The following is a 12,060-nucleotide window of genomic DNA, read 5'->3' as shown; positions in this document are numbered from 1 at the left end:
TTACCGCTTCCGAGCGTGCTGTCGCACCGTGACACCAGCCCGGCTTACCGTTAGGACTGGCCGCCTTCTAGGGAGGCAAACATGCGTATCAAGTTCCTTTCCGCTGCGGCAATCGTGGCGCTGTCGGTTTCGCCTGCATTCGCCCAGCTCAAGCCCGGCGAGCCACCGATCACCAAGCAGACCACCAGCTCGGGCGGGCCGCTCGATCCGGCGCAGGAGAAGGTCCGGCTCAACACCGTCGACCTGAAACTCGAAGTGCTTCCCGACACCCAGTCGATCAAGGGTGTCGCAACGCTGAAGCTCACCGCCAAGGCGGCGACCGATACGCTGGTGATCGATCTCGACAAGAACTTGCCCGTCAGCGCCGTCTCGATCGACGGCAAGGCGCTCAAGGCCGGCGCGTGGAGCAATCCCGAGGGCCGCATGACGATTCGCCTCGGCAAGACGATCGGCGCGGGCAAGACCGTGACCGCGACGATCGCCTATGGCGGCACGCCGCACATCGCCGTGCGCCCGCCATGGGATGGCGGCTGGACCTGGTCCAAGACGCCCGACGGCAAGCCCTGGGTCGCCACCTCGGTGCAGATGGAAGGCTGCGACCTGATCTGGCCGTGCATCGATTATCCGACCTACGAGCCCGACAGCATCGACCTGCACATCACTGTTCCCGCCGGGCTCAAGGCGCCGTCGAACGGCGTGTTCCAGGGCGTCGACAAGTTGCCCGATGGCCGCACCACCTGGAACTGGAAGGCACGCAACCCGACGCTGTACGGCGTCGCGATCAACGTTGGCCCCTACGAGGAAATCTCGGACACGTATAAGAGCCGCTTCGGCAACACGATCCCGATGCACTTCTGGTACCTCCCCGGCCCCGGGCTGGAGGCAAAGGCCAAGGCGCTCTTCGCCGAATTCGCCCCTACCCTCGATTTCTTCGAGGAAATGATCGGGCCGTATCCCTTTGCCGATCAGAAGCTCGGCGTGGTGGAAACGCCGCACAAGGGCATGGAGCACCAGTCGATCAACGCCTATGGCAACAATTACGCCAAGACCCCCTGGGGCTATGACGAACTGTTCCAGCACGAATTCGCCCATGAATGGTTCGCCAACCAGCTGACCGTCAGCAACTGGGACGATTTCTGGCTCCACGAGGGCACCGGCACCTATATGCAGCCGCTCTACACCGAGTGGCGCAGCGGCAAGGGCGCCTATACCGCGGCGATGATCCAGTCGCGCGCGGGCATCCGCTCGCTCGCGCCGATCGTCACCGGCACGCCGCAATCGGCAGAGGACGTCTATGAAAGCCCCTCGGGCCGCGGCGGCGATATCTACACCAAGGGCAGCTGGGTCCTCCACACGCTGCGCAACCTGATCGGCGACAAGGCATTCTTCGAATCGCTGCGTCTGGCGATCTATGGCCGCACCGATCCCAAGCCGGGCAATTTCAAGCCGATCTACCGGACCACGCCCGAATATATCGGCTTCGTGAACAAGGTGACCGGCAAGGATTACCAGTGGTTCTTCGACGTCTATCTCTATTCGGGCGCGGTGCCCGATCTGGTCGAGACGCGCAGCGGCGACAAGCTGACGCTCACCTGGAAGACCGAAGGCAACAAGCCCTTCCCAATGCCGGTGGAGGTGCAGATCGGTGACAAGGTGCAGACCGTCGAGATGCCGGGCGGCACCGCGACGATCGACGTGCCGGCAGGCACGCATGTCACGCTCGATCCCTGGTCCAAGATCCTGCGCCGCTCGGCCGATATCGAGGCCTTCCAGGCCTATCGCGCCAGCCAGATGCGCCGCTGAGGAGAACCGACTTGAACCACCAGCTTCTGGCCGGGGGAGCGCTGCTCGCGCTCCTCACGGCTGCGCCCGCGATCGCCCAGGTGAAACCGGGCGAGCCGCCGATCACCAAGATCACCGAGGCATCCGGCGGCCCGATCGCCCCGGAGCGCGAGGCGCTGCACCTGAACCATGTCGATCTCGCGATCGAGGTGTTTCCGGACAGCCAGAAGCTGGCGGGGGTCGCGACGCTGCGCCTTACCACCGCGATCCCGCAAAGCGTCCTCCAGATCGATCTCGACAAGAACCTGCCGGTCTCCGCGATCTCGATCGAGGGCAAGCCGCTGAAGCCGGGCGCATGGAGCAACCCCGAAGGCCGCCTGTTCATCACCCTGGCCCGGCCGCTGCGCGCGGGACAGACGGTGTCGGTCAAGATCACCTATGGCGGCACGCCGCATGTCGCGGTGCGCGCCCCCTGGGATGACGGCATCGTCTGGGGCAAGACGCCCGACGGCAAGCCGTGGATCGCCACCACGTCCGAAGGCTATGGCTGCGATCTCTTCTGGCCGTGCCTCGATTTCCCCAAGGGCGAGCCCGACAGCGTCGATCTCCACATCACCGCACCCGCCGGGCTCACCGCCGCAGGCAACGGCACGCTGATCAAGACCGATACGCTTCCCGATGGCCGCACCACCGCGCATTGGCGCGCGCGCAGCCCCAATCCCTATTCGGTGACGCTCCAGATCGCGCCATACAAGCTGCTGACCGGAACCTATCAGAGCCGCTTCGGCAACACGATCCCCATGGCCTATTGGTATCTGCCCGGTCGGGACAAGAAGGCCGCCGGGCTCTTCGCCGAGTTCGCGCCGAGCCTCGACTTCTACGAAGCCGTGATCGGCCCCTATCCCTGGCATGACGAGAAGGTCGGCGTCGCCGAGACGCCGCATCTCGGCATGGAGCACCAGACCGTCAACGCGTATGGCAACAATTATCGCAAGACCCCTTCCGGCTTTGACGAGATCTTCCAGCACGAGCTGGGCCACGAATGGTTCGGCAACCAGATGTCGGCCGCGAACTGGGACGATTACTGGCTGCACGAAGGATACGCCCAGTACATGCAGCCGCTCTATGGCCGCTGGCGCGAGGGCGAGGCCCGCTATGCGATCATGATGGACGAGTTCCGCCAGCAGATCACCAATCAGGGCGCGATCGTATCGGGCAAGATCAAGACCGAGGAAGAGGTCTACGAGGCCGAGAATGGCGGCCCCGGCCAGGATATCTACGTCAAGGGCGCATGGGTGCTCCACACGCTGCGCAACCTGATCGGCGACGACCAATTCTATGCGATCACGCGCCTGCTGGTTTATGGCCGCACCGATCCGAAGCCGGGCAATTTCAAGCCGCGCTTCAGCTCGACGCCCGAATATATCGGCTTTGTGAACCAGGTGACCGGCAAGGACATGAACTGGTTCTTCGACGTGTACCTAAAGCAGGCTCCCTTGCCCGAGCTGGTGGAAAGCCGCGGCGCGGATACGCTCACGCTCCGCTGGAAGGTGACAAACGACAAGCCCTTCCCGCTGCCGGTGGAGGTGTCGATCGATGGCGTCGTCCAGCTCGTGCAGATGCCGGGCGGCACCGCGACGATCAAGGCGCCCGCAAACGCGCATGTGATCGTCGATCCCGCCGCGCGCATCCTCAAGCGCTCGGCCAATGTCGAGGAATATCAGAACTTCCGCTTCCGGCGGAATTGATCGCCAGCCTGCTCCACCGTTCATCCGGCGAGAGCCGGGGGAACGGTGCCAGACGGCCCTGAAGTGTCGGGCGGGCTTCGCGCGGACCTCAGGCAATGCGGAGCCGCAGCATTACCGCCACGGCCCCGGTTAACGCCCTGTATTGCTGGTGCACACCGTGGTTTGCTTGCGCGAGCAGTAGAAAGTGCCCCGGCCGGGAATGAAACTCACCTCGTGACGCAGGCCCATATCGCTGCTGGTCTTGTCCGGATGGATGCCCCAGCCGCAGCCAAAAGCGAGGAAGCCGCCCGCCTGACCGAGTTCGCGCACCGGAGTGTCACCGCCACAGGCCTGTTGCAGCGCGATCTTTCCGCTCGGTTCGCCCAGCGTGCCCCAGGTCGTTTGCAGCGGGCCATGGCAGGTGGCGCTGCGGCTTGGCGCCTTGGCCGGTTCGCACAGCACCACCCCCTCTTTCCACTCGACGGGAAGGTTGGCGATGCGCTCGGCTTCCTTCTTGCGCGCCGCTTCCTCGGCGGCCAGCTTTTCCTTGCGAAGCTTCTCGGCCTTGGCGACCTCCTCGGCCTTGCGCGCGGCTTCGGCTTTGCGGTTTTCCTCGGCAATGCGCTCGTTTTGGGCGGTGTTGTCTCTCACACCCGGCGCAGGCCGCTGCGCATCGCGCCCGCGCGCTTCGTCTGCGCGGCGCCGGTTGTCCGCCGCAATGCGGGCAGCATCCGCGTCACTCCTGGCATAGGCATCGCTGGCAAAGGTCGTCGGCACCTCGCCGCGCGCCTGCTGCTCGCGCATCTTGAACGCTTCCAGATCGTTAAACCTGCGCTGCTCCTCCGGCGTCATCCGGGGAGCCGCGACGAAATAGCTGCCGCCCATATCGCCGATAGCGGCGGGGCTGGAATTGATGCGTCTCGCCCAATCGGTAGGGGTAGAGGGCTGGAGATGCGCATTGTCCCGCTGCGCCTGCTGGTAGCTTTCGGTAAAAGCGCCGGGATTGGCGGCCATCGCTTAGCCGATGGTCAATGCCACCTTGGCGGGGAACAGCACCACTTTGGCCAGCCCCTTGAGCCAGCCACCGCCCTTGCGCCGACCCGCCCTTCGGCGTCGGCACGGATGCCCAGAGGGCTCCTGAACCAGAATTTGAAGCCACCGGCGGGATCGCGCGGGACGAAGGTAGTCGTCGCGGTACCGAACTTCCACTCCCCCTGCTCGGTCAGCGTGATCTTCACCTTGCTGCCGTCCGCGACGCGGAAGACCTTGTTGGTTAGGTGATCGAGATACCCCGCGCCGGGTCCCGCCTCCTGCGCCACGGCGCTGGTCGGAGATGCGGAGAAAGCGAGCGCGATGAACAGCGCGATTCCCATCGGAATGATTCTCATAAAGTCCCCCCGCAACCTCCCCGGTTCCCACGAACTTTCCTGCAAGTTTATCGCTCCTACGCATAATTGCACTTCCGAAACAATGTAGTTTCAGGGATGTCCAGGCTGCACCGGGATTCCCGCTTGGCCGCCGCACCGATCTGCTCCAGTCTCACGCCATCGGGTGAAGGGGGGGCCTTGCCATGCATGACGACACGCTGTGGAACACCGATCTCGCGCCGACCGGGCCGGATCAGCGGACCTGGGCCTGGTATCACTACGCCGCGCTATGGATCGGGATGGTCGTCGCGGTGCCGGCATGGATGCTCGCGGCGGGGCTGATCGAACAGGGCATGTCGGCGGGCCAGGCGGCGTTTACCGTCCTGCTCGGCAACGCCATCGTACTGATCCCGATGCTGCTGGTTGGCCATGCCGGGGCGAAGCATGGCATCCCCTATGCCGTGCTCGCCCGCGCATCTTTCGGCACCACCGGCGCGCGGATTCCGGCGGTCGCCCGCGCATTGGTCGCGTGCGGCTGGTACGGCATCCAGACATGGATCGGCGGCGAAGCGCTGCTGACGCTGCTCAGCATCGCGGTCGGCGCCGATCTGCGCGGGAGCCCCCTGCCCGTGCTCGATATCGGCGCGGGGCAATTGGCCGCGTTCCTCGTCTTCTGGGCGATCCAGCTCTTCTTCGTGCGCAAGGGGCTGATGACCATCCGCCGGCTGGAGACCTGGACCGCGCCGTTCAAGATTCTCGTCTGCGCGGCGTTGGTGTGGTGGGCGGTCGATGCCGCGGGCGGGCTCGGCCCGATTTTCGCGGCACCTTCGGCCTTCGTGGCGGGCGGGGCGAAGGAGGGGCAGTTCTGGCTGGTCTTCTGGCCCGCGCTCACCGCGATGATCGGCTATTGGGCAACGCTCGCGCTCAACATCCCCGATTTCACCCGCTTCGCGCGCACCCAGCGCGACCAGATCGTCGGGCAGTCGATCGGACTGCCGCCGATGATGGGCCTGATCGCGCTCGCCAGCGTCATCACCACCAGCGCCACCGTCGTCATCTATGGCGAGGCGATCTGGGATCCTGTGGCGCTATCCGGACGCTTTGCGGGGCCACTGGTGCTGCTCGGGCTCGTCGTGATCAGCCTCGACACCGTTTCGTGCAACATCGCCGCGAACCTCGTCTCCTCGGCCTATGACTTCTCGTCGCTCCGGCCGGGCAAGATCAGCTACAAGACCGGGGGCATGATCACCGCGATCATCGCGATCCTGATCATGCCGTGGAAGCTTCTCGCCTCCACGGGCGGCTATATCTTCGTCTGGCTGGCGGGCTATTCGGCGCTGCTCGGGCCGATCGCGGGGATCCTCATCGCCGATTACTGGCTGCTGCGCCGCACCGAGCTGGACACCGATGATCTCTACCGCGCCGATGGCCGCTACCGCGCGTGGAACCCGGTTGCGCTGATCGCCTTCGCGGCGGGGGTACTCCCCAATCTGCCCGGCTTCCTCGCCACTGCCGCGCCGGGCACATTCAGCGCCGGGCCGCTATGGATGGGCATCTATACCTGGGCCTGGTTCGTGGGGCTTGGCATCGCGCTGGTCGTCTATATGTTGCTCATGCGGGCCACGGCATCCCATCAGGGAGGATGACATGCGCCCGCTCAAGTTCATGGCCATTGGCTTGGCGTCGATATTCGTGCCCGCTGCGGCGACCGCACAGACCAAGCTCAACCCGGGCCCGGGAAACTGGAGCCCGCCGGGCATAGCCGCAATCTTCCCGGAGACGATCGGTGACTATCAGCGAGCCGGGGTCACCGAAATCGGTCCCCGCTGGCATTCCGTCACCTATGTGCTTCGGCGGGAGGGAAAGCGGGCGAACACGGTCTCCGTATTCCTGCGCTATGCCGACGCGCTGAACTGCAAGGAGGAATTCGACAGCTCCCGGTCCGTTCTCGCCACTTCTGACCCCTCGGTCACGCTGCGCAAATTGGGCGCGGCCGCTTCGCCTGGTGGCAAAGAGGGCGCGGCGTCGCATGCAAGCTATTCGCTCACGACCAAATACGGGACCGAAACCGCCGTCCCGGTGACGTCGGACGTTTATGTCTATTGCAAGCCGGGATCCCGATGGATCATCAAGGTTCGGTCTGCCTGGCCCGCATCGCAGGACCTGAGCCGTGACACGGCGATGCTCCTACGCGCGATCACCTGGCCAAAGGAGGTCGCCGACTAAGCCGGTCGCAACCGCATCAGCCAGGCAAGGAAGAAGGCGAACGCCGCCTGCCAGGGCAGATGCACGCAGAGGAACCAGAAGACGAAGCGCGAGGGTTTGAACGGCATCGCCAGCGCATCGCTCATCACCAGGCCCTGCGCCATGCCCAGCGCCCCGAGCAACGTGAGCGACGCGATCCCGAACAGTGCGATTGTTCGGGTCGCGGGTGTGAAGGGCGCGAGACGCGTCCAGATCAGCAGCGCAAAGGCGAGCACGCTTCCAGCGAACCCGCCCAGCGCGCCGGTCGCAAGATAATGGAGATAGTTGCCGGGATCGAGCTCGAGCGGGAAATGCGTGGCGCCATAGGCCCAGGCGAGATCGTTGGCGGCGATATGCGCAACGGGCAGCAGCACGTTGAAGTAGATCACCCGCCGGATCCACCCGCGCTGCCGGGCACTGACCAGCAGATAGGGCAGCCCGAACAGCGGCGTGAGATACAGGCTGGGGCCTACGACCGGCGCCAGCGCATCCTTGGGATCAGGATAAAGCAGCAAGGCCAACGCCAGGGCGATCGCATAGATGACCGCGCCGACCAGCAGCCAGACAAACGCATGCCAGAAGCGCACATTGCGCCTGCGCGCATGCGCTTCGCCAAGAGGATCGAGAGCGGTCAACGGCTCAGGCCGTCACTCCGGCGGAAGCCGGAGTCTCGTGCCGCGCGGCTAGATTGCTGGCCAGAGATCCCGGCTTTCGCCGGGATGGCGGCTGGGGCCTCAGCCCGCCTTTTCCTTCTTGGCGTAAACGCGAACGGGCTCCTTGCGCCCCTCGACCACATCCTTGTCGACCACGACTTCATCAACGCCGTCCATGCTGGGCAGATCGAACATGGTGTCGAGCAGGATGCCTTCGAGGATGGAGCGCAGGCCGCGCGCGCCGGTCTTGCGTTCGATCGCACGCTTGGAGATCGCGACCAGAGCATCGTCGTTGAAGCTGAGCTTCACACCCTCCATGTCGAACAGCTTCTGATACTGCTTCACCAGCGCGTTCTTCGGCTCGGTAAGTATCTTGATCAGCGCCTCGACGTCCAGATCCTCCAGCGTCGCGATGACGGGAAGACGTCCGACGAATTCGGGGATCAGGCCGAACTTGAGCAGATCCTCCGGCTCGGTCTGGCGGAGCAGCTCGCCGGTGCGGCGCTCGTCCGGCCCGGCGACATGCGCACCAAAGCCGATCGACTTGCCCTGCAAACGATCGCCGATGATCTTTTCGAGGCCCGAGAAGGCACCACCGCAGATGAACAGGATGTTCGTGGTATCCACCTGCAGGAATTCCTGCTGCGGATGCTTGCGGCCACCCTGCGGCGGAACGGACGCAGTCGTCCCTTCCATCAGCTTGAGCAAAGCCTGCTGCACGCCTTCGCCCGATACGTCGCGCGTGATCGAGGGATTCTCGGCCTTGCGGCTGATCTTGTCGATCTCGTCGATATAGACGATCCCGCGCTGCGCCCGCTCGACATTATAGTCGCTGGCCTGGAGCAGCTTGAGGATGATGTTCTCCACGTCCTCGCCGACATAGCCGGCTTCGGTGAGCGTGGTGGCATCCGCCATCGTGAACGGCACGTCCAGGATGCGCGCCAGCGTCTGCGCGAGCAGCGTCTTGCCGCAGCCGGTGGGGCCGACGAGCAGGATGTTCGACTTGGCGAGTTCGACGTCCGCACCCTTCGCGCCATGGTTCAGGCGCTTGTAATGGTTGTGGACCGCCACCGAAAGCACGCGCTTCGCCTGCTTCTGGCCGATGACATAATCGTCCAGCACGTCGCAGATTTCCTGCGGCGTGGGGACGCCACCGTCCTTTTTCGAGACAAGCGCGGACTTGGTTTCCTCGCGGATGATGTCGTTGCAGAGCTCGACGCACTCATCGCAGATGAACACGGTCGGGCCCGCGATGAGCTTGCGCACCTCGTGCTGCGATTTGCCGCAGAACGAGCAATATAGCGTGCTCTTCGAGTCACCGCCGCTTAGCTTCGTCATTCAATCCATCCTTCGCGCACGTAGCGCGCTACGCTGCCCACAATCTACACGCGGGCAAATCTCGGGCAATCCGAAAACGGCTATAGCCCGTCTTGCTTAAGAAGCTGCTGACGCGCCGTCTTCGGCAACGCCCGGCCGCTTGTCATACACTTCGTCGACCAGACCGAACGCCTTGGCCTCGTCTGCCTCCAGGAACGTGTCGCGATCCATGGCGGCTTCGATGCGCTCCAGCGGCTGGCCGGTATACTTTACGTACAGCGCGTTCATCCGATCCTTGATGCGCTGGATTTCCTTTGCCTGGATCTGGATGTCAGAAGCCATGCCCTGCGCCCCGCCCGAAGGCTGGTGGATCATGATGCGCGAATTGGTCAGCGCCACGCGCATGCCGGGTTCGCCGGCCGCGAGCAGGAAGCTGCCCATCGACGCCGCCTGGCCGATGCACACCGTGCCCACCTTGGGGCGGATATATTGCATCGTGTCGTGGATCGCCATGCCGGCGGTCACGACGCCGCCCGGCGAGTTGATGTACATCCAGATATCCTTCTTCGGATTCTCGGATTCGAGGAAGAGCAGCTGGGCGGTGATCAGCGAGGCCATGCCGTCCTCGACGCCGCCGGTGACGAAGATGATCCGCTCGCGCAGCAGCCGCGAGAAGATGTCGAAGCTGCGCTCGCCACGGCTCGACTGCTCGATGACGATGGGAACCAGCCCGCCGGTGACGGGATCGATGGTCATCTGACCTGCAAGCGGATGCATAAGGAGAAAATCTCTTCGGTTATGGTTTTGCCCGGCAACTACATCGGCGCTTGGTTAGCGCCGCGCAAGGGGTGAACGCGGTGAAAGCGCAGCCTTAACAGCCAAGTCTTGCCGATCCGTGCACCAGCGCGCACATTGTTTCGGATCAGCAAGGAATTCGATTTCGGCATGAGCAAGGTACTCGTCACCGGCGGTTCGGGCTTCGTTGGAAGCCATGTAATCCTGCAATTGCTGGCGGCGGGGCATTTGGTGCGCACCACCGTGCGCAGCCTCGATCGCGAGGCGGAGGTGCGCGCGACGCTGGAGCGCGCCGGGGGCGACACCTATCGGCTCGGCTTTGCCGCCGCCGATCTGGAGCGGGATTCGGGCTGGGCCGAAGCAGCGGCGGATTGCGACTTTGTCCACCACGTCGCCTCCCCCTTCCCGATCCGTCAGCCCAAGGACGAGCAGGAACTCATCCGCCCGGCCGTGGAGGGCACATTGCGTGTCCTGCGTGCCGCGCGCGCCGCCGGGGTGAAACGCGTCGTGCTCACCTCATCCTTCGCCGCGATCGGCTATGGCCATGGCGAGCGATCGGCAGCCTTCACCGAAGCGGACTGGACCGATGTGAACGGGCCCGCGGTGCAGCCCTATATGAAATCCAAGACGCTTGCCGAGCGCGCCGCCTGGGATTTCATCGCATCGGAAGGCGGCGGCATGGAACTGTCGGTGGTCAACCCTGTCGGCATCTTCGGACCCGCTTTGGGCAGGGATCTTTCCACCTCGATCGAGGTGGTTCGCCGGATGATGGCGGGCGAGCTGCCGGGCACCCCCGATCTGTGGTTCAGCGTGGTGGACGTCCGCGACGTGGCGAGCCTGCAGGTGCTGGCGATGACCGATCCCGCCGCTGCTGGCGAGCGCTTCCTGGCCGTAGCGGGAGAACCGATGTCGCTGCACCAGATGGCACTCGTGCTGCACGATCATTTCGGGGCGAAGGTTCCGCGCCAGCTCCCGAATTGGCTGGTTCGCCTGCTCGGATTGGTCAATCCCTTGGCGCGCGAGGCCGTGCCCCGGCTGGGGATTCGCGGGCGGGCGAGCAATGCCAAGGCGCTGGCGCTGGGCTGGACACCGCGGAGCAACGAGGAAGCAATCGCCGCGACCGCGCGGAGCCTCAAGGATCTGAAGCTGGTATAACGGCTTTTACTTCAGCGGCCCCGGCACGCCCAGATAGGCCAGCCGCCGCACTTCGCGGCGTCCACGCACCACCGTGTCCAGGATCAGCCCGGTGAATATGTTGAGGAACGCCAGGATCATCAGCCCGGTCGAAAGGATCGCGGTGGGGAGGCGCGGCACGGTGTGCGTTTCCAGGAAGGTGAGGATCAGCGGCACGCTCAGCCCGATCGAGAGCAGACCGAACAACGCCGCGATCAGCCCGAAGAACAGCATCGGCCGCTCGACGCGGTAGAGCGTCAGGATGGTGCGCGCGATGCGAAACCCGTCCGAATAGGTGCTGAGCTTGGAAACCGAACCCTCCGGCCGCGCGAAATAGCGAGTCTCGGCCTCGCCCACCGGCATCTTGAGCTCCAGCGCGTGCACGCTGATCTCGGTCTCGATCTCGAAGCCGGAGGAAAGCACCGGGAAGCTCTTCACGAAACGCCGCGAAAAGACGCGGTAGCCGGAGAAGATATCGGTGAAGCTGCGCCCGAACAGGCGGGCAAGTATCCCGGTCATCATCCGGTTGCCCAGCACATGCCCGCGCCGATAGGCCTCCGCCGCTTCGTGCACGCGGGTACCGACGATCATGTCCAGGCCCTCTTCGGCCACGCGCGCGACCATCGCGGCGGCGGATTCGGGATCATAGGTCGCGTCGCCATCCGCCATCACATAGATGTCGGCATCCACATCGGCGAACATGCGCCGGACGACATTGCCCTTGCCCTGCATCCGCTCGGTGCGGACCACGGCGCCGGCAGCGCGCGCCACCTCGATCGTGCGGTCGCGGCTGTTATTGTCGTAAACATAGATCGTGGCATCGGGCAGAGCCGCGCGGAAGCCGGCGACCGTCTGCGCGATCGCCGCTTCCTCGTTATAGCAGGGCAGCAGGACTGCGATGCGCGGTTCGGCGGTGGCCATTCATACCCCCAACGTCATCCCGGCCCTGAGCCGGGATCCCGCTTCTTCTTCGGCTACCCGCTCCCAAAAAGGAAGCGGGAT

Annotated in this window: 11 protein-coding genes; 5 read left to right on the top strand and 6 right to left on the bottom strand. The window is 64.6% G+C overall.

Going from position 1 to position 12,060, the window contains the following annotated elements; translation table 11 throughout:
* Positions 1-81 precede the first annotated feature (81 nt).
* Complete coding sequence (locus SSO01S_RS01365; protein ID WP_066793990.1) at positions 82-1,803, top strand: M1 family metallopeptidase; 1,722 nt, start codon at positions 82-84, stop codon at positions 1,801-1,803.
* An 11-nt stretch (positions 1,804-1,814) separates the two neighbouring features.
* Positions 1,815-3,530 carry a M1 family metallopeptidase gene (locus SSO01S_RS01360; protein ID WP_066793987.1) on the top strand — a complete coding sequence of 572 codons (1,716 nt, stop codon included), beginning with the start codon at positions 1,815-1,817 and terminating at the stop codon, positions 3,528-3,530.
* A 129-nt stretch (positions 3,531-3,659) separates the two neighbouring features.
* Here SSO01S_RS01360 and SSO01S_RS01355 read toward each other — a convergent pair whose 3' ends face one another.
* Together SSO01S_RS01355 and SSO01S_RS01350 are read right to left on the bottom strand one after the other, a co-directional pair.
* Complete coding sequence (locus SSO01S_RS01355) at positions 3,660-4,394, bottom strand: hypothetical protein (RefSeq protein WP_157073573.1); 735 nt, start codon at positions 4,392-4,394, stop codon at positions 3,660-3,662.
* A gap of 143 nt (positions 4,395-4,537) precedes the next feature.
* The gene (locus SSO01S_RS01350; protein ID WP_066793981.1) at positions 4,538-4,897 is read right to left on the bottom strand and encodes a hypothetical protein; all 360 of its coding nucleotides are present in this window, start codon (positions 4,895-4,897) and stop codon (positions 4,538-4,540) included.
* A gap of 182 nt (positions 4,898-5,079) precedes the next feature.
* On the opposite strand from SSO01S_RS01350, the gene SSO01S_RS01345 reads away from it, so the two are divergent.
* A complete protein-coding gene (locus tag SSO01S_RS01345) occupies positions 5,080-6,522 on the top strand; it encodes an NCS1 family nucleobase:cation symporter-1 (protein ID WP_066793978.1) in 1,443 nt (480 codons plus the stop codon).
* Position 6,523: 1 nt separating this feature from the next.
* Entirely contained in the window at positions 6,524-7,102 is a 579-nt protein-coding gene (locus tag SSO01S_RS01340; protein ID WP_066793975.1) for a hypothetical protein, read from the top strand.
* Here the strand turns inward: SSO01S_RS01340 and SSO01S_RS01335 are convergent.
* The 3 genes from SSO01S_RS01335 to SSO01S_RS01325 form a co-directional block, all read right to left on the bottom strand.
* Positions 7,099-7,755 carry a hypothetical protein gene (locus SSO01S_RS01335; protein ID WP_066793972.1) on the bottom strand — a complete coding sequence of 219 codons (657 nt, stop codon included), beginning with the start codon at positions 7,753-7,755 and terminating at the stop codon, positions 7,099-7,101. The genes SSO01S_RS01340 and SSO01S_RS01335 overlap by 4 nt on opposite strands.
* A gap of 99 nt (positions 7,756-7,854) precedes the next feature.
* Positions 7,855-9,111, bottom strand: coding sequence for an ATP-dependent Clp protease ATP-binding subunit ClpX (gene clpX / locus SSO01S_RS01330; protein WP_066793969.1), 1,257 nt, complete (start codon positions 9,109-9,111; stop codon positions 7,855-7,857).
* Positions 9,112-9,207: 96 nt separating this feature from the next.
* Positions 9,208-9,846, bottom strand: a complete 639-nt coding sequence (locus SSO01S_RS01325; RefSeq protein ID WP_174520744.1) for an ATP-dependent Clp protease proteolytic subunit — start codon at positions 9,844-9,846, stop codon at positions 9,208-9,210.
* A gap of 189 nt (positions 9,847-10,035) precedes the next feature.
* On the opposite strand from SSO01S_RS01325, the gene SSO01S_RS01320 reads away from it, so the two are divergent.
* Positions 10,036-11,040 carry an SDR family oxidoreductase gene (locus SSO01S_RS01320; RefSeq protein ID WP_066794269.1) on the top strand — a complete coding sequence of 335 codons (1,005 nt, stop codon included), beginning with the start codon at positions 10,036-10,038 and terminating at the stop codon, positions 11,038-11,040.
* Between the two features lie 6 nt (positions 11,041-11,046).
* Here the strand turns inward: SSO01S_RS01320 and SSO01S_RS01315 are convergent, their stop codons facing one another.
* Complete coding sequence (locus tag SSO01S_RS01315) at positions 11,047-11,979, bottom strand: glycosyltransferase family 2 protein (RefSeq protein WP_066793961.1); 933 nt, start codon at positions 11,977-11,979, stop codon at positions 11,047-11,049.
* Between the last annotated feature and the right edge of the window lie 81 nt (positions 11,980-12,060).

Origin of the sequence: Sphingomonas soli NBRC 100801 (assembly GCF_001591025.1) — a bacterium.
In the GTDB taxonomy this organism is placed as follows: Bacteria; Pseudomonadota; Alphaproteobacteria; order Sphingomonadales; family Sphingomonadaceae; genus Sphingomonas; species Sphingomonas soli.
Note: the sequence above shows the minus strand (reverse complement) of the source record. Positions and strands in the feature narration are given on the sequence as shown.

What these genes read in the sequence shown, in the direction of transcription:
- SSO01S_RS01365 (WP_066793990.1), top strand. Translation starts at nt 82, where the DNA reads ATGCGTATCAAGTTCCTTTCCGCTGCGGCAATCGTGGCGCTGTCGGTT.
- SSO01S_RS01355 (WP_157073573.1), bottom strand. Translation starts at nt 4,394, where the DNA reads ATGGGCGGCAGCTATTTCGTCGCGGCTCCCCGGATGACGCCGGAGGAG.
- SSO01S_RS01350 (WP_066793981.1), bottom strand. Translation starts at nt 4,897, where the DNA reads ATGAGAATCATTCCGATGGGAATCGCGCTGTTCATCGCGCTCGCTTTC.
- SSO01S_RS01325 (WP_174520744.1), bottom strand. Translation starts at nt 9,846, where the DNA reads ATGACCATCGATCCCGTCACCGGCGGGCTGGTTCCCATCGTCATCGAG.
- SSO01S_RS01340 (WP_066793975.1), top strand. Translation starts at nt 6,524, where the DNA reads ATGCGCCCGCTCAAGTTCATGGCCATTGGCTTGGCGTCGATATTCGTG.
- SSO01S_RS01320 (WP_066794269.1), top strand. Translation starts at nt 10,036, where the DNA reads ATGAGCAAGGTACTCGTCACCGGCGGTTCGGGCTTCGTTGGAAGCCAT.
- clpX (WP_066793969.1), bottom strand. Translation starts at nt 9,111, where the DNA reads ATGACGAAGCTAAGCGGCGGTGACTCGAAGAGCACGCTATATTGCTCG.
- SSO01S_RS01315 (WP_066793961.1), bottom strand. Translation starts at nt 11,979, where the DNA reads ATGGCCACCGCCGAACCGCGCATCGCAGTCCTGCTGCCCTGCTATAAC.
- SSO01S_RS01345 (WP_066793978.1), top strand. Translation starts at nt 5,080, where the DNA reads ATGCATGACGACACGCTGTGGAACACCGATCTCGCGCCGACCGGGCCG.